The sequence below is a fragment of the Pelomonas caseinilytica genome, from assembly GCF_021353235.1.
Classification (GTDB): domain Bacteria; phylum Pseudomonadota; class Gammaproteobacteria; order Burkholderiales; family Burkholderiaceae_C; genus Pelomonas; species Pelomonas caseinilytica.
On sequence record NZ_JAJTWT010000005.1, the window covers coordinates 236,634 to 256,795 of the forward strand.

General features: G+C 70.2%; 19 protein-coding genes. 14 read left to right on the forward strand and 5 right to left on the reverse strand.

The genetic code is table 11. The features are described 5' to 3' along the window. Nucleotides 1-140 precede the first annotated feature (140 nt). Both LXT12_RS13890 and LXT12_RS13895 read left to right on the forward strand, forming a co-directional pair. Entirely contained in the window at nt 141-6,137 is a 5,997-nt protein-coding gene (locus LXT12_RS13890) for an Hpt domain-containing protein (protein ID WP_233392780.1), read from the forward strand. A gap of 28 nt (nt 6,138-6,165) precedes the next feature. Then, complete coding sequence (locus tag LXT12_RS13895; protein WP_233392781.1) at nt 6,166-7,203, forward strand: GGDEF domain-containing protein; 1,038 nt, start codon at nt 6,166-6,168, stop codon at nt 7,201-7,203. A 24-nt stretch (nt 7,204-7,227) separates the two neighbouring features. Here LXT12_RS13895 and LXT12_RS13900 read toward each other — a convergent pair whose 3' ends face one another. Next, entirely contained in the window at nt 7,228-8,664 is a 1,437-nt protein-coding gene (locus LXT12_RS13900; RefSeq protein WP_233392782.1) for a cryptochrome/photolyase family protein, read from the reverse strand. Nucleotides 8,665-8,686: 22 nt separating this feature from the next. Here LXT12_RS13900 and LXT12_RS13905 point away from each other — a divergent pair, with 22 nt between their 5' ends. The 6 genes from LXT12_RS13905 to LXT12_RS13930 are packed head-to-tail and all read left to right on the forward strand — an operon-like array spanning nt 8,687 to nt 13,139. Next, nucleotides 8,687-9,265 (forward strand): YqgE/AlgH family protein, encoded by a 579-nt coding sequence (locus LXT12_RS13905; RefSeq protein WP_233392783.1) that lies wholly within the window; start codon nt 8,687-8,689, stop codon nt 9,263-9,265. Beyond that, the gene (gene ruvX / locus LXT12_RS13910; RefSeq protein ID WP_233392784.1) at nt 9,265-9,663 is read left to right on the forward strand and encodes a Holliday junction resolvase RuvX; all 399 of its coding nucleotides are present in this window, start codon (nt 9,265-9,267) and stop codon (nt 9,661-9,663) included. Before LXT12_RS13905 ends, ruvX begins: the two co-directional genes overlap by 1 nt. After that, nucleotides 9,660-10,145: a bifunctional pyr operon transcriptional regulator/uracil phosphoribosyltransferase PyrR gene (pyrR, locus tag LXT12_RS13915; RefSeq protein WP_233392785.1), complete on the forward strand. Its 486-nt coding sequence runs from the start codon at nt 9,660-9,662 to the stop codon at nt 10,143-10,145. Before ruvX ends, pyrR begins: the two co-directional genes overlap by 4 nt. Continuing rightward, nucleotides 10,145-11,107, forward strand: a complete 963-nt coding sequence (locus LXT12_RS13920; RefSeq protein ID WP_233392786.1) for an aspartate carbamoyltransferase catalytic subunit — start codon at nt 10,145-10,147, stop codon at nt 11,105-11,107. Before pyrR ends, LXT12_RS13920 begins: the two co-directional genes overlap by 1 nt. Next, nucleotides 11,104-12,411, forward strand: a complete 1,308-nt coding sequence (locus tag LXT12_RS13925) for a dihydroorotase (RefSeq protein WP_233392787.1) — start codon at nt 11,104-11,106, stop codon at nt 12,409-12,411. Before LXT12_RS13920 ends, LXT12_RS13925 begins: the two co-directional genes overlap by 4 nt. Continuing rightward, nucleotides 12,411-13,139 (forward strand): lysophospholipid acyltransferase family protein, encoded by a 729-nt coding sequence (locus tag LXT12_RS13930; RefSeq protein ID WP_233392788.1) that lies wholly within the window; start codon nt 12,411-12,413, stop codon nt 13,137-13,139. The genes LXT12_RS13925 and LXT12_RS13930 overlap by 1 nt, the downstream gene beginning before the upstream one ends. On the opposite strand, the gene LXT12_RS13935 is transcribed toward LXT12_RS13930, so the two are convergent. Both LXT12_RS13935 and LXT12_RS13940 read right to left on the reverse strand, forming a co-directional pair. After that, nucleotides 13,123-13,884: a hydroxypyruvate isomerase family protein gene (locus tag LXT12_RS13935; RefSeq protein WP_233392789.1), complete on the reverse strand. Its 762-nt coding sequence runs from the start codon at nt 13,882-13,884 to the stop codon at nt 13,123-13,125. The two genes, LXT12_RS13930 and LXT12_RS13935, sit on opposite strands and share 17 nt — an antisense overlap. Then, complete coding sequence (locus LXT12_RS13940; protein ID WP_233392790.1) at nt 13,881-14,504, reverse strand: DUF4254 domain-containing protein; 624 nt, start codon at nt 14,502-14,504, stop codon at nt 13,881-13,883. Before LXT12_RS13940 ends, LXT12_RS13935 begins: the two co-directional genes overlap by 4 nt. Before the next feature lie 44 nt (nt 14,505-14,548). Here LXT12_RS13940 and LXT12_RS13945 point away from each other — a divergent pair, with 44 nt between their 5' ends. The 3 genes from LXT12_RS13945 to LXT12_RS13960 all read left to right on the forward strand — a co-directional run bounded on the left by LXT12_RS13945 (nt 14,549) and on the right by LXT12_RS13960 (nt 16,752). Next, complete coding sequence (locus LXT12_RS13945; RefSeq protein ID WP_233392791.1) at nt 14,549-15,496, forward strand: glycosyltransferase family 9 protein; 948 nt, start codon at nt 14,549-14,551, stop codon at nt 15,494-15,496. Between the two features lie 550 nt (nt 15,497-16,046). Then, nucleotides 16,047-16,439 carry a type II toxin-antitoxin system RelE/ParE family toxin gene (locus LXT12_RS13955; RefSeq protein WP_233392792.1) on the forward strand — a complete coding sequence of 131 codons (393 nt, stop codon included), beginning with the start codon at nt 16,047-16,049 and terminating at the stop codon, nt 16,437-16,439. A 10-nt stretch (nt 16,440-16,449) separates the two neighbouring features. Further along, nucleotides 16,450-16,752, forward strand: coding sequence for a helix-turn-helix domain-containing protein (locus LXT12_RS13960; protein ID WP_233392793.1), 303 nt, complete (start codon nt 16,450-16,452; stop codon nt 16,750-16,752). Between the two features lie 290 nt (nt 16,753-17,042). On the opposite strand, the gene gpmA is transcribed toward LXT12_RS13960, so the two are convergent. Beyond that, nucleotides 17,043-17,786: a 2,3-diphosphoglycerate-dependent phosphoglycerate mutase gene (gene gpmA, locus LXT12_RS13965; protein ID WP_233392794.1), complete on the reverse strand. Its 744-nt coding sequence runs from the start codon at nt 17,784-17,786 to the stop codon at nt 17,043-17,045. A gap of 87 nt (nt 17,787-17,873) precedes the next feature. Here gpmA and LXT12_RS13970 point away from each other — a divergent pair, with 87 nt between their 5' ends. The 3 genes from LXT12_RS13970 to secB all read left to right on the forward strand — a co-directional run bounded on the left by LXT12_RS13970 (nt 17,874) and on the right by secB (nt 19,189). Then, nucleotides 17,874-18,284: a rhodanese-like domain-containing protein gene (locus tag LXT12_RS13970; protein WP_233392795.1), complete on the forward strand. Its 411-nt coding sequence runs from the start codon at nt 17,874-17,876 to the stop codon at nt 18,282-18,284. Between the two features lie 38 nt (nt 18,285-18,322). Continuing rightward, nucleotides 18,323-18,583 (forward strand): glutaredoxin 3, encoded by a 261-nt coding sequence (grxC, locus tag LXT12_RS13975; protein WP_233392796.1) that lies wholly within the window; start codon nt 18,323-18,325, stop codon nt 18,581-18,583. A 132-nt stretch (nt 18,584-18,715) separates the two neighbouring features. Beyond that, nucleotides 18,716-19,189 (forward strand): protein-export chaperone SecB, encoded by a 474-nt coding sequence (gene secB, locus LXT12_RS13980; protein ID WP_233392797.1) that lies wholly within the window; start codon nt 18,716-18,718, stop codon nt 19,187-19,189. Between the two features lie 57 nt (nt 19,190-19,246). Here secB and LXT12_RS13985 read toward each other — a convergent pair whose 3' ends face one another. Next, nucleotides 19,247-20,158 carry a Fe-Mn family superoxide dismutase gene (locus tag LXT12_RS13985; RefSeq protein WP_233392798.1) on the reverse strand — a complete coding sequence of 304 codons (912 nt, stop codon included), beginning with the start codon at nt 20,156-20,158 and terminating at the stop codon, nt 19,247-19,249. Nucleotides 20,159-20,162 lie beyond the last annotated feature (4 nt).

The window sequence follows — 20,162 nt, forward strand, 5'->3', positions numbered from 1 at the left end:
GTCCAAGGAGCACCTTGGCCCACCCCCCGAGGGGGTGGCGATGCTCGCGGCATTGAGCCGCTCGCACATCGCCCGGCGGGCCGGCTTGGGGCGGCCCGGCGCTCGGCCCGAAATGCTGGCCGTTGTGGAGTGGACAACTGATGGACAGCTCCCTGCGAGACTCCGAATTCCCGGCCGACCTCAGCCCACTGGCCTGGGTGCAGGAGGAGTTGCGCCGCTCGCTCGAGTCGGTGCACAAGACCCTGCGCCGCCTCGTGCGCGACGGGGCGGACAACCGCCTGTCGGCCTTCGGCGCCGACGCCCAGCCCAGCGCGCCGCTGCAACAGGCCGCGGCCCAGCTCCACCAGGTCAGCGGCGTGCTGTCCCTGGTCGGCCTGCCGGCCGGTGCCGCCGTGCTGCGTGCCGCCGAGACGGCCGTCGCCCGCCTGGCCGAGCGGCCGCTGGAGGTCGAGGCCGCCACGGTCGACATCATCGAGCGGGCCGACTTCGCGCTGCTGGCCTATGTCGCGCGGCTCCTGGCCGGTAACAAGACCTCGACGCTGGCCCTCTACCCTGGCTACCGGGAGCTGCAGCAGCTCAACGGTGCCGAACGCATCCATCCGGCTGACCTCTGGTCCTACGACTGGGCGTGGCGGAGCATTCCGCTCGAGGAAGGCGTGCTGCCGCGCTCGGCCGACGCGGTGCGCGCGCCGTTCGAGGCAGCGCTGCTGCGCCAGATGCGCGCGCCGAGCCCCTCCCACGCCGCCAACCTGTCCGGCCTTTGCGCGGGCCTTGCGGCGGCGCTGCCGGCCGGGTCGGCGCGCACGCTGTGGCAACTGGCCGCCGCGGTCTTCGAAGGCCAGGCCCTGAAGCTGCTGGGCAGCGACGCCTACACCAAGCGCCTGGGTTCCAAGCTGCTGCACGAACTGCGAGTGCTGGGCCGTGGCGAAGTGTCCGAACGCCTCGCGCAGGACCTGCTCTTCTTCTGCGCCCAATGCCGCATCGCCAAGGGCGCCGGCCCGCGCTTGAAGGCCGTGCACGAGGCCTACCGCCTGACCGACGAACTCGCCGGCGACTACGAGGACGCCAGCCTCGGCCGCATCGACCCGGCCTGGGTGGCCCAGGCCAAGCGCCGCGTGCTGGCTGCCAAGGAGAGCTGGTCCAGCGCCGCCGAGGGCGACCAGCACCGCCTGACCGGCCTGGACGAGCAGTTCGCCGCCCTGGCCGATTCACTCACCCGCCTGTTCCCGAGCGGCGAGGTGCTCGCGCAGACCCTGCAGCGCGCCGTCGTCGCCACGCTGCGCTCGCGCAGCACGCCGCCGCCGGCCCTGGCGATGGAAGTCGCCACCAGCCTGCTCTACGTCGAAGCCGCGCTGGAAGATGCGGCCTTCGACCAGCCCGACCAGGCTGACCGCGTGCGCCGCCTGGCCCGCCGCGTCGAGGCCGTGGCCCACGGCCAGCCGGCCGAGCCTCTCGAAGACTGGATGGAGGACCTCTACCGCCGCGTCTCCGACCGCCAGACCCTGGGCAGCGTCGTGCACGAGCTGCGCGCCAGCCTGTCCGAGGTCGAGAAGCAGTGCGACGAGTACTTCCGCAGCCCGACCCAGCGCGAGCTGCTCATTCCCGTGCCCGGCCAACTGCAGGCCATGCGCGGCGTGCTGAGCGTGCTGGGCCTGGACCAGGCGGCCCAGGCGACCGTGCGCATGCGCGACGAGATCGACGGCCTGGCCAACACCGAGATCGACTTCAACCGCCCCGGCGCGCGTGATGTCTTCGAGCGCCTGGCCAACAACCTCGGCGCCCTCGGCTTCCTCATCGACATGCTGAGCGTGCAGCCGGCCCTGGCCAAGCGCATGTTCCAGTTCGACGAGGCCACCGGCCGGCTCGACGCTGTCATGGGCCGCCGTGAAGGCGCCGTCGAGCTGCCCGACTTCGAGGCCAGCGGCTTCCACATCGACCTCGAGCCCGAGGCCGCGCCAGCACCTGCCGCCGAATTCGCCCACGAGGCGACCCAGCCGCTGCGCGTCGACCTCGCGGCGTTGGATTTGCCCGACCTCAGCCTGCCCGACCTCGACCTCTCCCAGCCCGCTCCGCAGCCTGCCCCGGCTCCCGTCGCCTCGCCCGCGCCGGCCCCGGTGGCCATGCCGGAGCCCAGCGTCGCCGACGACCCGGAGATGCGCGAGATCTTCCTGGAGGAGGCGGACGAGGTCATCGGCAACGCCCGCGCTGCGCTCGAAGCGCTGCGCGAGGCGCCGGCCGACCACGGCCAGCTCACCGTCGTGCGCCGTGCCTTCCATACGCTCAAGGGCAGTGCCCGCATGGTGGGCCTCACCGATTTCGGCGAGGGCGCCTGGGCCTGCGAACAGCTCTACAACGCCCGTCTGGCCGAGGCCACGCCGCAGGCCGATGCGGCCCTGCTCGGCTTCACCGCCGAGGCCCTGGACTACTTCGCCCGCTGGCGCCAGCAGATCGCCGGTACCGAGCCCGGCCACAGCGGCCCCGAGCCGCTGCGCCGCAGCGCCGATGCCCTGCGCCTGCAAGGCCTGGCCCTGCCGCTGGCCGAGCCCGCGGCAGCCGCCGCTCCGGTGCAGCCGCCTGAAGAACAGGCCGTGGAACCAGCCGTCGAGCCCGCGGTCGACCTGGCGCTGGACGTCCCCGGCGTGGAGATCGTCGAGTTCGGCCCCGAACTGCTCGCCGAGGATGCATCGCCGGGCGAACTGGTCGACATCACGGCGGCTGCCGAGCCCGCTGCCGCGCCGGTCGCACCCGACTTCGTGCTCGACCTGACCGAGGCTGGCTCGACCGCACCGGCAGTCGCCGAGTCGGCCGCGCCGGCAGCCCTGCCCGACGACGAGCCCACCCTCGATCTGGGCCATGCGCCCACCGAGCCGCTGCCCCTGCCGTTGCCTCCGCGGGAGGAAGAGGCCACCCTCGCCAACTTCCACCTCGAGCTCGACCTGGACGAGCCGACCCTGGCCACCGTCCACGCGCTGCCCCTCGGCGAGCCGCCGCAGCGGCCCGAGGAGTCGACGCTGGCCATCCCGGCGCTGGAGCCGGCCGAGGCCGCGCCCGTGCTGCATCTCGTCGAAACGCCCGCGCCCCAGGAAGAGGTCGTCGAGTCCGAGCCTTCGTCGCCCGAGTCCGACGAGGGCTACAAGCTCATCGGCCCGCTGCGCATCAGCATCGCGCTGTTCAACATCTTCCTCAACGAGGCCGACGAGCTGTCGCGACGCCTGTCCATCGAGCTGGCCGAGTGGGGCGCCGAGCTGGACCAGCCCGTGCCCCAGAGCTGCGAAGCCCATGCCCACAAGCTCGCCGGCAACGCGGCGACGGTGGGTTACGACGACCTCTCCAGCCTCGCCCGCGAGCTGGAGCATGCGCTCGGACGCGCCCACCGCGCGGTCCGCTACGAGGAGGCGGACGCCGAACTCTTCCAGCGCGCCGCCGACGACATCCGCCGCCTGCTGCACCAGTTCGCTGCCGGTTTCCTGAAGGCCAACGATCCCGAGGTCGTCGCGCGCCTGCATGCCTACCAGCCGCAGGAAGAGCCGTTGACGGCCGCCGCCTCCTTCGACGAGACGCCGGTGCCGGCCTTGCACGACAGCTTCGCCGACGAGCCGGCCGAGCCGCCTGCCCCGGCCCTGGTCGAGCCGGTGAAGGAACCGGTGGCCGAGCCACCCGTCGAGCAGGCCGTCGCCGAGACCTTCGTCCCGGCCCCGGAAACGCCGGCCGAGCCCGAGCCTCAGGCCGCCGAGGCCGGCGAGGCCGACAGCATCGAGCCCGACCTCTTCCCCATCTTCGAAGAGGAAGGCCGCGATCTCCTGCAGCAGCTGCACGCCGCCCTGCGCGACTGGCTGGCCGAGCCGGCCGACCTCGGGCGCTCCGACGCCTGCATGCGGGCCTTGCACACCTTCAAGGGCGGCGCCCGCCTGGCCGGCGCCATGCGCCTGGGCGAACAGGCCCACCGCCTGGAATCGGCCATCGAGGCCCTGGTGCACGCCGGCAGCGCCGACTTCGGCCAGGTCCAGGCGCTGCAGAACGACGGCGATGCGCTGGACCAGGCCTTCGAAGCCCTCGGCCGCAGCCTGAGCACGCCCGCCGCCCCCGCGCAGGCGCCCACCCCGGCCATGCCGGTGGCGGCCCCCGAGCCCGCGGCAGCGCCCGAACCCCGCCCGGAGCCGCTGGCCCGCTTCGCCACGCCCGCCCCGGTGGCGGAGGTGTCGACCACCGAGCCGGCGCGCGAGATCGACTGGAGCCGCTTCGCCGACGAAGAAGAGGTGGCTTCGGGTGGCGACAGCCTCGCCATCGGCCAGGCCCTGGTGCGCGTGCGCGGCAGCCTGCTCGAACGCATGGCCACGCAGGCCGGCGAGGTCAGCATCCGCCGCGCGCGGATGGAGTCCGAGCTGGCCCAGATGAAGGGCGCGCTGCTCGATCTCGACGACAACCTCGAGCGCCTGCGCGCCCAGCTTCGCGAGCTGGAGCTGCAGGCCGAGGCCCAGATGCACATCCAGCAGGAGATGGCGCAGCAGGGTGGCCGCGAGTTCGACCCGCTGGAGTTCGACCGCTACACCCGCTTCCAGGAGCTGACCCGCATGCTGGCCGAGTCGGTCGGCGACGTGGCCACGCTGCAGCGCTCGCTGACGCGCAACGTGCAGACCGGCGAAGACGAACTCGCCGCCCAGTCCCGCCTGACCCGCGAACTGCAAGACGACCTGCTGCGCACCCGCCTCGTGGAGTTCGACTCCATCGGCGAGCGCATGCACCGCGTCGTGCGCCAGGCCGCGCGCGACAGCAGCAAGCAGGTCAAGCTGGAGATCAGCGGCGGCCACACCGAGCTGGACCGCTCGGTGCTGGAGCGCACGGCCGGCGCCTTCGAGCACCTGCTGCGCAACAGCGTGGCCCATGGCATCGAGGCGCCCGAGGCGCGGGCCGCCTCCGGCAAGGACCCGGTCGGCACCCTGCGCATCGAGGTCAGCCAGCAGGGCAACGAGGTGCTGCTCAACTTCTCGGACGATGGCGCCGGCCTCAACCTTGCCCGCATCCGCGAGCGCGGCGTGCAGCTCGGCCTGATCGCGCCGGACGCCGAGCCCGACGATGCCCAGCTCAAGCGCCTGATCTTCGCCCCCGGCTTCTCCACCGCCAGCCAGGTCACCGAGCTGAGCGGTCGCGGCATCGGCATGGACGTCGTGCGCGCCGAGGTCGGCACACTGGGCGGCAGCATCGAGACCACGTCGACCTCCGGCCAGGGCACCAGCTTCCTGCTGCGCCTGCCGCTGACGACCGCGCTGACGCAGATCGTGCTGCTCAAGAGCGGCGACCAGATCGTCGCCGTGCCGGCGGCCCTGATGGAGTCGGTGCAGCGCGTGCCGGCCGAGGCCGTCGAGGCGGCCTATGCCAGCGGCAAGCTGCAGCACCGCAATACGGAGCTGCCGTTCTACTGGCTGGGCGGCCTGCTCGGCCAGGCCGGGCGCGGCCATGTGCACGGGCGGCATGCCCCCGTCGTGCTGGTGCGCAGTGCCCAGGCGGCGCTGGCGCTGCACGTCGACGAAGTGGTCGGCAACCAGGAAGTGGTCGTCAAGAACCTCGGCGCCCAGCTCAACCGCGTGCCGGGCCTGGCGGGCATCAGCCTGCTGGCCTCCGGCGAGGTGGCCCTGATCTACAACGTCGTCGCCCTGGCCGACTGGTACGGCGTGGACGCCCGGGCCCGACTGGCCGCCGCCCAGGCGCAGGCCCAGTCTCACGAGCCGGCCGCGCCTGTCGCCGAGGAGGTGCCGCAGGCGCCGCTGGTGATGGTGGTCGACGACTCGCTGACCGTGCGTCGCGTGACCCAGCGGCTGCTGGAGCGTGTCGGCCTGCGCGTCATGCTGGCCAAGGACGGCCTGGACGCCATGGAAAGGCTGTCGGGCGACGAACTGCCGGCGGTGGTGCTGTCGGACATCGAGATGCCCCGCATGGACGGTTTCGACCTGGTGCGCAACATGCGCGCCGACTCGCGGCTGGCCGCTTTGCCGGTCATCATGATCACCTCGCGCATCGCACAGAAGCACCGCGATTACGCAGCCCAGCTCGGCGTGGACCACTACCTCGGCAAGCCCTATGACGAAGAGCAGCTGCTCGGCCTGATCCGGCAGTACACCGAGCAAAGCGTCACCGCCTGAGCCTCCAGCTGTGTTCTGATCGCGCCCCATGTCCCAGGTTGTCGACCATCTCGCCGAACTGACCGGTTTCCGTGACCGTGACGTCATGGACGTCACCCTGGTCATGGCGCTGCGCGACCTGCTGGAGCCGGAGTCCGTGGCCATCTACCGCTGCGTCGGCGAGCCAGGGCAGGAGCGCTGGTTGACGCGCGCCCATCTGCGCGCCGGCGATGCCGTGGCCTCGGCCGACCCGCTGTGGGCCAAGCCCGAGGCCCTGCCGCCGGCCGCCGCCCATCCACTGCGGCTGGAGGCGATGCGCAACCGCAGCGTCACCCAGGTCGCCCAGGGCGGCCAGTGGCTCTATCTCTTCCCCATCGCCACCGACCGTGACGTCGTCGGCGTCATCGAGATCCTGTCCACGCGGCGGCTTGGCACGGGGGCGCAGCGCATGGTCAGCAGCGTGCTGCGCATCTATCACAACTTCCAGGGCCTGCTCGACTATTCCGAGCGCGACACCCTGACCGGCCTGCTCAACCGCAAGACCTTCGACGAGAGCTTCCTCAAGGTCGTCTCCGACATTCCCACCCAGCACGACGTCAGCCACGAGGCCGAGGACCGCCGCCACGAGACGGCCACGCCGCACTACGTGCTCGGCGTCATCGACATCGACCACTTCAAGTCGGTCAACGACCGCTTCGGTCACCTCATCGGCGACGAGGTGCTGCTGCTGCTGTCGCGGCTGATGCGCGGCTCCTTCCGCTTCCACGACCTGCTCTACCGCTTCGGCGGCGAGGAATTCGTCGTGCTGATGCGCTGCGACGAAGAGATCCATGCCGGCGAGGCCTTCGAGCGGCTGCGCGTGAACACTGAGCGTTATGTCTTCCCGCAGGTGGGCCGCATCACGGTCAGCATCGGCTTCACCGAGGTGCGCCCTGGCGATTCCCCCGCGGCGGCCTTCGAGCGCGCCGACAAGGCGGTCTATCACGCCAAGGCCCACGGCCGCAACCAGGTGCACAACTACGCGGCCCTGGTGGCCAGCGGCGTGATCCAGGAAGCCGCCCAGCTCAGCGACATCGAGCTGTTCTGAGCGCCTGCCGGCCGGCAGCGGCCGTCAGGGCAGGGCGCGCGACTTCACCACCGCATACCGCGCCAGCGTGCGCTCGCGGGCCTCGGCGTGGTCCACGACGGGGCGCGGGTAGCCCACCCCCTGCATCGCCAGCGGCGCACGCTGCCAGGGCGCGTGGATGGCCTTGCCGTCCAGCGCGGCCAGCTCGGGGCAGTAGCGGCGGATGAAGCGGCCATCGGGGTCGAACTTCTCGCTCTGGCTCGTCGGGTTGAAGATGCGGAAATAGGGCTGGGCGTCGCAGCCGCTGCTGCTGGCCCATTGCCAGCCGCCGTTGTTGGCGGCCAGGTCGAAGTCGAGCAGCTGCTGCGCGAACCAGGCCTCGCCACGGCGCCAGTCCAGGCCGAGGTCCTTGCACAGGAAGCTGGCCGCCACCATGCGCAGGCGGTTGTGCATATAGCCCGTCTGGCTGAGCTGGCGCATGGCGGCGTCGACCAGCGGATAGCCGGTGCGGCCCTCGCACCAGGCCTGGAAAAGGGCGTCGGCATGGGGCCCGGTCTCCCAGCGGATGGCGTCGTACTCCGGACGGAAGGAGGCCGTCATCGCCCGGGGATGGTGGTGCATGACCTGGTGGTAGAAGTCGCGCCAGATCAGCTCCGACAGCCAGACCTCGGCGCCGCGATCGCCGCCGTGCATGCGTTCGTGGGCGAGCCGCGCCAGCCGCCGGATCGACACGGTGCCGAAGCGCAGGTGCACGCTCAGGTAGCTCGGCCCCTTCAGGGCGGGAAAGTCGCGCTTCTCGTGATACTCGCCGATGCGCTCGAGGAAATCCTCGAGCAGCGCCTCCGCGCCGCGGCTGCCGCGGCCGACGTGGGGTGTCAGCCCGGCGGGCTGGAAGCCGATGTCGCCCAGCGTGGGCACACCGCCAGCCCGTTCGCTCATGGCCAGGGCGGCGGCATGGCGGTCCACCGGGTAGGCGCTCAGGTAGAAGGCGTCGACCTTGCGCAGCCAGGCGTTCTTGTAGGGCGTGAAGACGCCGTAGGCGCCGCCGGTGCCGGTGAGCACCTCGCTGCGCTCGAAGACGACATGGTCTTTGAAACTGCGGAGTTCGGCGCTGCGGCTGCGCAGGCCTTCGGCGACGCGGGCATCGCGCGCCAGGGCCTGGGGCTCGTCGTCGTGGTTGACGAACACGGCCTGCACGTCGAGCTCCTCGGCCAGGCGCGGAATCTCGTCGGCCGCGATGCCGTGGCGGACGATCAGCCCGCCGCCGCGCTGGCGCAGGTCCTCGTCGAGCACCTCCAGCGCGGCCAGGATGAACTCGACGCGCCGGTCGGCCCGGGGCAGGGCGTCGAGGATGTCGCGGTCCAGGACGAAGGCGCAGTACACCTGCCGGGCGCTGCGCAGGGCGTGGTACAGGGCGGCCTGGTCGTCCACCCGCAGGTCGCGGCGGAACCAGACCAGCGCCCGGTCGATGGGGGCATTCATGCCCGCAGAATAAAATGCGTTCATGGCCGCCGACCGGATCTCCCTGACCAACCAGTTCCTCATCGCCATGCCCGGCATGGCCGACGAGGCCTTCGCGGGCACGGTGGTCTATCTGTGCGAGCACAACGACAACGGCGCCCTGGGCCTGGTGATCAACAAGCCCATCTCGCTGACGCTGGGCACGCTGTTCGAGAAGGTCGAGCTCAGCCCGCCGGCCGAGCCGCTGGCCGACACGCCGGTCTTTTACGGCGGCCCCGTGCAGACCGACCGCGGCTTCGTGCTGCACGAGCCGCTGGACGCCCAGGGCGGTCACTACAACGCCACCCTGGCTGTGCCCGGCGGCCTCGAGATGACCACCAGCCGCGACGTGCTGGAGGCGCTGTCCAACGGCGCCGGTCCGCGCAAGCTCCTCGTCACGCTGGGCTACAGCGGCTGGGCCGCCGGCCAGCTCGAGGAGGAGATCGGCCGCAACGGCTGGCTCACCGTCGACGCGACGCCGGAGATCATCTTCGACACGCCGGTCGAGCAGCGCTACGAGAAGGCCCTGGGCCTGCTGGGCATCGACCCGCGCATGCTCAGCCTGGACGCGGGCCACGCGTGATGTCGGCATCCGCCCTCACGCCGGCCCACCAATCCTTTCTCGCTTTCGATTTCGGCCTGCGCCGCATCGGCGTGGCCTCGGGCACGCGGATGCTCGGCGTGGCCGAGCCGCGCGGCACGGTCCGGGGCGGCGACTTCGACGCCATCGCCGCCCTCGTGAAGACCTGGCAGCCCGACGCCCTCGTCATCGGCGTGCCGCGACACCCCGACGGCGCGCCGCACGACATGACCACCAAGGCCCAGGCCTTCGGCCGCCGGCTCGCCGGCCGCCACCACCTGCCGGTCTTCGAGGTGGACGAGCGCTACACCAGCGTCGAAGCGGAGGGCGAAGGCGCGGGCGACGTCGATGCCGCCGCAGCCGCGCTCATCCTTGAACAGTTTTTCCGAGAACACCCATGAGCGACCTCAAGTTGGATGCCGAGGCCCTGTACCTCGAGCTCAAGCGGGGCGTGCAGCGGCTGCTGACGCCCGACACCGCCCTCGTCGGCATCTGGAGCGGCGGGGCCTGGCTGGCCGAGCGGCTGGCGACCGATCTCGGCCTGGCCTCCGGCACCATCTCCAGCGCCCTGCACCGGGACGACTTCGGCTCCCGGGGCCTGGCCAAGGCCGACCACACCACGCTGCCCTTCGACGTCAACGGCCGCGACATCCTCCTCATCGACGACGTGCTCTACACCGGCCGCACGACGCGGGCGGTGCTCAACGAGCTTTTCGACTTCGGCCGCCCGGCGCGCGTGCAGCTCGCCGTGCTGGTGGACCGCGGCGGGCGCCAGCTGCCCATCGAGCCGGCCTTCTCGGCCGCGCGCGTGACGCTGGACGCCGGCCAGAGCCTGCGCCTCGCCCGTGCCGACGACGGCCGCTTCCGCTTCGAGGTGAAGTGATGCTCTCCAAACGCAACCCCCAGCTGAACAAGCACGGCGAACTCATCCACCTGCTGTCCATCGAAGGCCTGCCGCGCGCGGTCATCGAGCAGATCCTGGACACGGCCGGCAGCTTCCTCTCCGTCAACGACCGCGAGGTCAAGAAGGTGCCGCTGCTGCGCGGCAAGTCGGTGTTCAACCTGTTCTTCGAGAACAGCACCCGCACCCGCACCACCTTCGAGATCGCCGCCAAGCGCCTGTCGGCCGACGTGCTCAACCTCGACATCGCCCGCAGCTCCACGGCCAAGGGCGAGACCCTGCTCGACACGGTGGCCAACCTCAGCGCCATGCACGCCGACATGTTCGTCGTGCGCCACAGCGAGAGCGGCGCGCCCCATCTCATCGCCCAGCACTGCGCGCCCCACGTGCACGTGGTCAACGCCGGCGACGGTCGCCACGCCCATCCGACGCAGGGCCTGCTGGACATGTACACGATCCGGCACTTCAAGAAGGACTTCCGAAACCTGACGGTCGCCATCGTCGGCGACATCGTGCATTCGCGGGTGGCCCGCAGCGACATCCACGCCCTCAACATCCTCGGCGTGCCCGAGGTCCGCGCCGTCGGCCCCAAGACCCTGGTGCCCGGCGACCTGCGCGAGATGGGCGTGCGCGTCTGCCACGACATGGCCGAGGGCGTGAAGGACGCCGACGTCATCATCATGCTGCGCCTGCAGAACGAGCGCATGAACGGCGCCATGCTGCCCAGCAGCGGCGAGTTCTTCAAGCACTTCGGCCTGACGCCGGAGAAGCTGGCCCTGGCCAAGCCCGACGCCATCGTCATGCACCCGGGGCCCATCAACCGCGGCGTGGAGATCGCCTCCGAAGTGGCCGACGGCAAGAGCAGCGTCATCCTGCCGCAGGTCACCTTCGGCATCGCCGTCCGGATGGCGGTGATGGCCATCCTCGCAGGGAACGAAGCATGAGCACGAAGATCCTGATCAAGAACGGCCGCCTTCTGGACCCGGCCTCCGGCCTGGACCGTGTCGGCGATGTCGCCATCGCCAACGGCCGCATCGTCGGCCTGGGCGATGTGGCGGACTTCGGCGCCGACCGTACCGTCGATGCCGCCGGCCTCGTCGTTGCGCCGGGCCTCGTCGACCTCTGCGCGCGGCTGCGCGAGCCCGGCCACGAGCATGAGGGCCTGCTCGAAAGCGAACTCGCCGCGGCCGCCGCCGGCGGCGTGACCAGTCTCGTCTGCCCGCCCGACACCGACCCCGTGCTGGACGAGCCGGGCCTGGTCGAGATGCTGAAGTTCCGTGCCCGCAAGCTCAGCCGCTGTCGCCTCTTCCCGCTCGGCGCCCTGACGCGCCAGCTCGAGGGCGCCGCCCTGACCGAGATGGCCGAGCTGACCGAGGCCGGCTGCATCGGCTTCTCGCAGGCCGACGCGCCGATCCGCGACACCCTGGTGCTGCACCGCGCCCTGCAGTACGCCGCCACCTACGGCTACACCGTCTGGCTGCGTCCCCAGGACGCCTGGCTGGGCGGAGGCGTGGCCGCCAGCGGCGCCGTCGCCACGCGGCTGGGACTGTCCGGCGTGCCTGTCAGTGCCGAGACGGTGGCCCTGCACACCATCCTGGAGCTGGTGCGCACGACCGGGGCCCGTGTGCACCTGTGCCGCCTCTCCAGCGCCGCAGGCGTCGACATCGTGCGGGCCGCCAAGCGCGAAGGCCTGCCTGTCACGGCCGATGTCTCCATCAACTCCCTGCACCTGAGCGACGTGGACATCGGCTACTTCGACTCCGCCATGCGGCTGACGCCTCCGCTGCGCCAGGGCCGCGACCGCGACGCGCTGCGCGCGGGCCTGGCGGACGGCACGATCGACGCCCTGGTGTCCGATCACATGCCGCTCACGACCGACGAGAAGGCCGTGCCCTTCGCCGAAGCCACGCCGGGCGCCACCGGCCTGGAGCTGCTGCTGAGCCTGGCCATGCGCTGGGCCCAGGACTCGGGTCTGCCGCTGCACCGGGCCCTCGCGGTCGTCACCGCCGAGCCGGTGCGGGTGCTCGGCGGCGCCCTCGGCTCCCTGGCCGCGAGCGCGGGCCGGCTCGTCGAGGGCGGCGTGGCGGACGTCTGCGTCTTCGACGCCGGTGCGAGCTGGGCCGTGACCCCCGAGCAGTTGGCCAGCCAGGGCAAGCACACGCCCTTCGAGTTCTCGCGCAGCGGCTTCGAGCTGCCGGCGCGGGTGCGCTGCACCCTGGTGGCCGGCCACGTCGCCTACGAGGCCTGATGCGTGCCCTGGTCGCCGCCTGGCGCCTGGCCCGGCTCGCGCCCCATGTGCTGCACGGGCTGTGGATCGTCAGACGGCGCTTCGACCTGCTGACGGCCGCCGAGAAGCACGGCCTCGTGCAGTGGTGGTCGCTCAAGACCCTGCGCATCCTCGGCATCGCGCTGCGCGCGCAAGGCCAGGCGCTGCCGGCGGGTCATCTCATCGTCGCCAACCACGTCTCCTGGCTGGACATCGCGGCCGTGCATGCCGTGCTGCCCCAGGCGCGCTTCGTCTCCAAGGCCGACGTGAAGCACTGGCCGCTGGTCGGCTCCCTGGCCGAGGGAGCGGGCACGCTGTTCATCGAGCGCAGCAGCAAGCGCGACGCCCTGCGCGTCGTCCACCAGACGGCGGCGGCCCTGCAGGCCGGTGACTGCGTGGCCGTCTTTCCCGAGGGCACGACCGGCGCCGGCCCGCAGCTGCTGCCTTTTCACGCCAACCTGCTGCAGGCGGCGGTGTCCACCGGTGCGCCGGTGCTGCCCGTGGTGCTGCGCTGGTTCGAGCCGGGCGAACGCTTCAGTCCGGCGGCACGCTTCATCGGCGAGACGACGCTGGCGCAAAGCCTGTGGCGCATCGCCTCGGCGCGCGGCCTGGGCATCGAGGTGCAGATCCTGCCGAGTGTCGAGCCGCAGGAGCAGGACCGGCGCGCCCTCGGCGAGGCCTTGCGCGAGGCGATCAGCGCGCGGCTGTGAGCCAGGCCAGGCCTGCGGAGGTGTCGCCGCGAGGCCGGTATTCCAGGCCGACCGTACCGGCCCAGCCGCATTCGTCGAGCAGGGCCAGCTCGGCGGCGTATTCGGCGCGCCCGGGTTCATGGCGGCCATCGACACCGGCCACCTGGACATGGCCGAGCAGGCCGAGGTCCAGAGCGCAGCCCAGGTGGCTCAGGGACTCGCCTTCCGTGCGACGGCAATGGTAGAGGTCGAGCTGCAGCGCCACGCGCGGCGAGGCGAGGTCGGCCAGCAGGGCCAGTGCCTGGGCCTGGCGGTGCAGGAAGTAGCCGGGCATGTCGATGCGGTTGATGGGCTCCACGGTGAGCGTGATGTCGCCCGCCTGCTCGGCGGCCCAGCCGAGGTTGTCCAGCCAGGTCGCGCGGGTCTCGGCCCCGTCTTCCGCCAGCCCGGACAGCAGATGCAGGCGCGGCGCGCCCAGCCAGGCCGCCAGCTCCAGGCCGCGCAGCGTCGCCTCGCGGAAGCGCGCCTGCTGCCCCGGCAGGGCCGCGAAGCCGCGCTCCCCGGCCGCCCAGTCGCCGGCCGGCGCATTCATCAAGGCGACGCTCAACCCGCTCAGGCGCTCGGCCAGGGCGCCGGCATCGTGCAGATGGGGCTGCTGCAGCTCGACGGTGGCGAAGCCGTCTTCGCGCGCCGCCTGCGGCCGCTCGAGGTAGGGCCGGTCCGTGTAGAGCCAGTCGAGGTTGGCGGCGAAGCGCGCAGGGATCACTTGGACTCGGCCACGAGGGCGGGATTGAGCCGCGGGTCGTTGTACATCTTGAACTGCCGATACACCTTGAAGTAGGCCCGGCCGGCGCGCGAGTCGGCCAGCAGCTCGTCGTAGCAGGCGCCCAGGTCGGCACGTTGCTGGACGAGGCGCTGCAACCGCTCGCTGCAGGCCTGGCGATGGGCATCGTCGACGTCGCGGCGCAGCGTCTGCTCGCGCATCGCGGCGATCTTGAGGCCGAGGATGGAAATGCGGTCGAGCATGGAGCCGGCCGTCTCGCTGTTGAGCCGCGCGCCCGCGGGCACGGTCGAGCGGGGCAGGGCGGTGGCAAGGGTCGACGGGTCCACGAGGCCGAGGGCCGAGAGCAGGAACTCGTCGATGCGCTCGATGGCGTCGTTGCGGGCCTGGTTGTGGCGGTCGATGGCGCGCTTGTTGGCCACGATCTCGGCGTCGGGCGCCTGCGTGCGGCGGGCCAGGTCTTCCTGGGCCCAGAGGCTGCGGTTGTGGAAGTGGTTGACGGCGATCCAGCCTCGCAGGTCGTCGGCGTCGACCGCGACCGGGGCATGGGCCAGTGCCGCATCGTGCAAGGCGATGACTTCGGCGGAAGAGGGCAGTGAGTTCATGAATGGGGTGGAAAATCCCGCGCCACCTGAGAAGAGACCCATCGATGATAGAAGGCCGCCCGCTGATCGTCCGTTTGCGCAATTTCGTTGGCGACACGGTGCTGAGCGTGCCGGCGTTGCGCCTGCTGGAGCAGCACGGCTGGCGGCTAGAGCTCGTGGGCAAGGGCTGGGCGCGCGGCCTGCTGGAGGCGGAGGGCTGGCGCGTGCATGTACGGCCCAACGGGCTTTCCGAGCGCATAGGCCAGTTGCGCGATCTACGCAGGCAACTGCGCGCCGAGGACCCCGGCTTCGACCGGCGCTCCAACGCCCTGCTTTTTCCCTACGCGTTCTCGGCGGCGCTGGATGCGCGCCTGGCCGGCCTGAAGGCCGAGGGCCATGCCGGAGATGGGCGCACCTGGCTGCTGCGCCGCGGCCTGCCACGCCGCGAAGGACGCCACACCCTGGTCGAGTATTGGGAGCTGGCCTGCGATTTCCTCGGCGTGCAGGCCGAGCCGCCCATCGACATCGGGATGAAGGTCAGCGAGGCGCAGCGTGATGCCGCGCGCTCCCTGCTGGCCGGGCATGGCGTGGGTGCGGGCTATGTGCTGATCTGCCCGTTCGCCAACGGGCGCGTGGAGTTCCTCGACCGCAGCTGGCCGGTGTTCCCGGACTTCGTTCGCCGCGCGCATGCGGCGGGCCGCCAGGTCGTCATCGTGCCGGGGCCGGCCGAGGTGGAGGGGGCCAAGGCGCTCTACCCCGACGCCATCCGGCTCGATGGCGTGGGCCTCGGCGTCTACAACGCCCTGCTGCAGCTGGCCGGGGTGGTGGTGGCCAACGACACCGGGCCGGCCCACATGGCCGCGGGTGTCGGCGCCCGGCTCCTCAGCATCTGGGGGCCGGTCGACCCGGGCCGCTGGGCGCCGTGGGGGTCGACAGTGACGCTGATGAGGCGGCAGCCGGGGTGGGTGGACGTGGATGAGGTGATGGCAGAGGTGGGCAGGGCGTTGGGGTAGAGGGGGCTTGCGTTGCTTTTGCTGAGAGCCTTTGCAACCCGGTGCACCGCCGCGGATCCGTCCCGCGAGGGCGGGTAACTTATGTCTGTCGGCGCTGTACAGACAGGGGACATAGGTAATGGGTGTGCCAGGACATGGGTAACGCTTTCGGGGTTTCGTAGCCCCGGAAGAAGCCCATGGTCTGGACGGAGAACAACACCGTGTCCCTGCGTCAAGAATTCGTGCACCCGGCCCGCCAGGAGGGTGCCAACGCGGGTGCGCTGTGTCGCCAGTTCGGCATCAGCCCCAAGACGGGCAACAAGTGGCTGGGCCGCTTCGAGGCAGCTTCAGGCCATGTGCGGGCCCTGCACGCCACAGCCGGCGTGCAGCCGGCGTTAAGCGGCGTGAAGGTCCGACGTGTGGCGCTCCGGATAGTGACAGCGGCGAGCGCGCAGCGGGTAGCCTCGGGGCACTTCTTGGCGTTTGACGCAGAGGGTGCTGGGTTTAGAGCGCCTCTACCAAGGACAAACTTCTGATACTGTAGCACTGTGTGCTACACTGTGCCGGCAAGATGAAGCGCAAGAGAGTATTCAAGACCAAGTCGTTCGACCGATGGGCGAAGAAGGTCCTGACTGATGCGCTTCTCTGTGCTGCAGCCCGCGAAATCGAGCAAGGCGTGTACGAGGCTGACCTTGGACAAGGGGTGTGCAAGAAGCGCATCGCTGTCTCGGGGAAAGGCAAGAGTGGGGGCACTCGAACGCTTGTAGCCAAGCAACACGCAGCGGCCATCATCTTCCTCGTCGGAAGAGAGAAGAACGAACCTGGACCAGACTTCTCCGATGTGGTGGTCGAAGCCGCCAAGACCATCGCATCGGACCTCAGCAAGATGCCGATTGCCCAACTGGAAACAATGGCCACCGACGGCAAATTGAAGGAGATTTGCAATGCCAAAGAGAAGCAGTGAAGAGGCTCGCATGCTCCGCGAGTTGCTGGAGACCGCCGAGGACCTCAACGGGTACGGCGTCATGTCGAAGACGAACATGGCCAAGGTGCGGGCCCTCTGTGCGGAACCTCCCGTCTATACGCCAGACCGAGTCGTTTCCGTTCGCACGACCATCGCCAAGATGAGTCAGGCTGTCTTCGCTTCGTTCCTGAACGTGAGCGTCTCGACAGTTCAAAAATGGGAGTCTCCGTCCGCGGACAAGCATCCAAGCGGCGCAGCCGCAAAGCTGCTGCAGTTGGTCGAGTCCAAGGGCGTGGAAGCGCTCATTGCCTGACGCGGCAGAGCCGGGCTACGGCGGCCACGGAAGGCATCTATAGCGACCAACCAAGCACTAAGTGCTTGATTCTGCTAGGGGTGGCTCACCCATAATGCCGCGGATTCCCGCGGCGGTGCAGAGAGTCGCAAAGGCTCCATGTAAACGCAACCCGACCAAAAACCGGCCCCGAGTTGCAAAGGCTTGACGCAAAGCAACCCAGCAAACCAAAGCGCCAAGTTGCAAGAGCTCTCAGCAAGAGCAACCCGAAAAATGCACCGCCCGTCAGCCAGACGCTCCGGTCCGCATCCTCACGCCTTGCCCTGCGCTGCCACCGCCGCCGCCGCCTTCGCCGCCGCTTCCGGATCGCCCAGGTAGTAGCTCTTGATGGGCTTGAGGTCGGCGTCCAGCTCGTACACCAGCGGGATGCCGTTGGGGATGTTGACGCCGACGATGGCGTCGTCGGCGATGTTGTCCAGGTACTTCACCAGTGCGCGGATGCTGTTGCCATGCGCGGCGATCAGCACGCGTTGGCCCGACTTGATCGTCGGCGCGATCGTGTCGTTCCAGAACGGTAGTACCCGGGCGACCGTGTCCTTCAGGCATTCTGTCAGGGGCACCTCGCCGTCCTTCAGGCCGGCGTAGCGGCGGTCGCCGCGCTCGCTGCGCGGGTCGGTCGCTTCCAGAGCCGGCGGCGGCGTGTCGTAGCTGCGGCGCCAGATCAGCACCTGTTCGTCGCCGTATTGCTTGGCCATGTCGGCCTTGTTCAGACCTTGCAGGGCGCCGTAGTGGCGCTCGTTCAGGCGCCAGCTGTGGCGCACCGGCAGCCATGTGCGGTCCATCTGGTCCAGGCAGTGCCACAGCGTCCAGACGGCGCGCTTGAGCACCGAGGTGTAGGCGATGTCGAAGTCGTAGCCAGCCTCCTTCAGCAGCCGGCCCGAGGTCTTGGCCTGCTCGACGCCCGTGGGCGTGAGGTCCACGTCGGTCCAGCCGGTGAAGCGGTTTTCCAGGTTCCAGGTCGATTCGCCGTGGCGGATGAGGACGAGCTTGTACATGGGGCAGGGCGCACAGGTGATGGAAGGCGGCGGATTATCGGCTGCGGCGATAATGCCGGGCTTCGTTGAACTGCACGGGATGCTTGCTTGAACTTCCTGATCGAGAACTGGTTTCTGGTCGTCGCCGCCCTGGTGTCGGGCGGCATGCTGCTGTGGCCCCTGCTGGTATCGGGCTCCCAAGGTGCGGGCGTCAGCGCGGCCGAGGCCGTGCAGTTGGTGAACCGCGAGAAGGGCGTGCTGATCGACGTCAGCGAGCCCGAGGAATACGCCAAGGCGCACGCCGTCGGCTCGCGCAACATCCCCTTCGGGCAGATCGAGGGCCACAAGTCGTTGCCTTCCAACAAGGCCCTGCCGCTGGTGTTGGTGTGCCCGACCGGCGCGCGCGCCGGCCGCGCCGCAGGCATGCTGCGCAAGCTGGGCTACGAAAAGGCCCGCGTGCTGGCAGGCGGCCTCAAGGCCTGGCGGGAGGCCAACCTGCCGGTCGAACGCTCCGCCTGAGCGGCAGTCCGCCCTGAGTTGCGCAAGGAGATCCGGCGATGGCCCCCGTCAAGATGTACACGACCTTGGTCTGCCCCTACTGCATCCGCGCCAAGATGCTGCTGAAGCAGCGCGGCGTGGCGGAGATCGAGGAGATCCGTGTCGATCTCGATCCGGCCGAGCGTGAAGCCATGATGAACATGACCGGCCGCCGCACCGTGCCGCAGATCTTCATCGGCGACACCCACGTCGGTGGCTGCGATGACCTCGTTGCCCTGGACCAGCGGGGCGGCTTGATGCCCCTGCTGCAGTCCTCCTGAGGACCTCCGGGCGACGGCCCGGAATTCAAGGCCGGGCAAGCCCCACGGGGTTGTCACGGCCGAGCGCCGATAATCCGCGATGCCGCCCGCAGCACGCCGCTCGCGGGCTTGTCTTTTGAAAGAACCGCCCCCATGGCCGACGACATCCAATCCGCCGAAGCCGGCACCCCGGTGTTCCAGATCCAGCGCATGTACCTGAAGGACCTGTCGCTGGAGCAGCCCAACGCGCCCCACATCCTGCTGGAGCAGCAGCAGCCCCAGGTCGACATCAACCTGACCCTGTCGGCCGAGAACGTCACCGACGGCATCTTCGAAGTCTGCGTGACGGCCACCGTCAACACCAAGGTCGGCGACAAGACCCTGTTCCTCGTCGAGGCCAAGCAGGCCGGCATCTTCGAGATCCGCAACGTGCCGCAGGACCAGGTCGAGGGCATCCTCGGCATCGTCTGCCCGCAGATGGTCTACCCCTACCTGCGCGCCATCGTGTCGGACGTCTGCACCCGCGCCGGCTTCCCGCCCGTGCTGCTGACCGAGGTGAACTTCCAGGCCATGTTCGAGGCCCAGCAGGCCCAGCGCGCCGCCCAGGGCGGCCAGTCGGTCAACTGAAACGCCGCGCTTCTTGCGGCCACGACGCCCCGCCCGTGCGGGGCGTTTTCACATGGCTCATCCCGCAGGCTTGTCCACGGTGGCGCGGCCGGCAGATGCCCAGCCATCGATGCCGCCCGCCAGGAAGCGCGCATTGCGGCCGGCGGCTCGAAGCCGCATCGCCGTCGATCGGCCCACCTCATGGCCGTACACGCAGTACACGACCACCGGTTGGTCAGCGGGCAGTTCAGCGGCCCAGGTGCCGACCGTCATCGGATCCCGCCACAGTGCACCGGGGATCATGGACGTGGCTTGCTCGTAGGCGCCCCGGCGCCGCACATCGAGCACCATCGCACCCTTGAGCGCATCCGCATCCGCTGCCAGCGGCTCGCTGGCTCCCTGGACCGCGGCTTGATAGCGTTCGTAGACGCCTTCCCAGTCGATGTTGTCCATGAAGGCGTCCACATACCCCCCGGCGGCGGCACCGTGGTCCAGGTGGTAGGCATGCTCGTACATGTCCAGCGCGAGGATGGGTACGCCGCCGGCGACGGCGTGGGTATGGTCTGCCGCCCACTGGTTCACCAACGCGCCCTCGCGCGGCTGGAAGACCAACAGCACCCAGCCGGAGCCGCCGCCCAAGGCCTTGGCGCAGGCCACGAACTCCTCGCGCCATCGCTCGACGCTGCCGAAGTTGGCGTCCAGGGCCAACGTCATGGCCGGTGCCATCGTGACGCCGTCTCCGCCCAGGCTGGCGAAGTACAGCTCATGCAGCAGCACGGAGTTGGTGGCGATCAGCTCTTCGCGCTTCAGGCCATTGAGCTGGAATCCCGGTGCCTGGCCGACGGCCAGCTCGCCCAACTGCTTGCGGATCGCATTCAGCCGCTTCGCGGCGCCGGTGTAATTGTTCTGGTGGTGGCTGACGATCAGCTTCTCGGAGAGGCCTCGCAGGCTCGTGGGATCAAAGGGCAACGGGACGGTCTGCAGGTCCATGAAT

Bases quoted from the DNA above. Each gene is read 5' to 3' on its own strand.
- LXT12_RS13920 (WP_233392786.1), top strand. From the start codon at position 10,145: ATGCTCTCCAAACGCAACCCCCAGCTGAACAAGCACGGCGAACTCATC.
- LXT12_RS13930 (WP_233392788.1), top strand. From the start codon at position 12,411: ATGCGTGCCCTGGTCGCCGCCTGGCGCCTGGCCCGGCTCGCGCCCCAT.
- gpmA (WP_233392794.1), bottom strand. From the start codon at position 17,786: ATGTACAAGCTCGTCCTCATCCGCCACGGCGAATCGACCTGGAACCTG.
- pyrR (WP_233392785.1), top strand. From the start codon at position 9,660: ATGAGCGACCTCAAGTTGGATGCCGAGGCCCTGTACCTCGAGCTCAAG.
- LXT12_RS13895 (WP_233392781.1), top strand. From the start codon at position 6,166: ATGTCCCAGGTTGTCGACCATCTCGCCGAACTGACCGGTTTCCGTGAC.
- grxC (WP_233392796.1), top strand. From the start codon at position 18,323: ATGGCCCCCGTCAAGATGTACACGACCTTGGTCTGCCCCTACTGCATC.
- LXT12_RS13905 (WP_233392783.1), top strand. From the start codon at position 8,687: ATGGCCGCCGACCGGATCTCCCTGACCAACCAGTTCCTCATCGCCATG.
- LXT12_RS13960 (WP_233392793.1), top strand. From the start codon at position 16,450: ATGCTCCGCGAGTTGCTGGAGACCGCCGAGGACCTCAACGGGTACGGC.
- LXT12_RS13925 (WP_233392787.1), top strand. From the start codon at position 11,104: ATGAGCACGAAGATCCTGATCAAGAACGGCCGCCTTCTGGACCCGGCC.
- LXT12_RS13940 (WP_233392790.1), bottom strand. From the start codon at position 14,504: ATGAACTCACTGCCCTCTTCCGCCGAAGTCATCGCCTTGCACGATGCG.
- secB (WP_233392797.1), top strand. From the start codon at position 18,716: ATGGCCGACGACATCCAATCCGCCGAAGCCGGCACCCCGGTGTTCCAG.
- LXT12_RS13955 (WP_233392792.1), top strand. From the start codon at position 16,047: ATGAAGCGCAAGAGAGTATTCAAGACCAAGTCGTTCGACCGATGGGCG.
- LXT12_RS13985 (WP_233392798.1), bottom strand. From the start codon at position 20,158: ATGGACCTGCAGACCGTCCCGTTGCCCTTTGATCCCACGAGCCTGCGA.
- LXT12_RS13890 (WP_233392780.1), top strand. From the start codon at position 141: ATGGACAGCTCCCTGCGAGACTCCGAATTCCCGGCCGACCTCAGCCCA.
- ruvX (WP_233392784.1), top strand. From the start codon at position 9,265: ATGTCGGCATCCGCCCTCACGCCGGCCCACCAATCCTTTCTCGCTTTC.
- LXT12_RS13945 (WP_233392791.1), top strand. From the start codon at position 14,549: ATGATAGAAGGCCGCCCGCTGATCGTCCGTTTGCGCAATTTCGTTGGC.
- LXT12_RS13900 (WP_233392782.1), bottom strand. From the start codon at position 8,664: ATGAATGCCCCCATCGACCGGGCGCTGGTCTGGTTCCGCCGCGACCTG.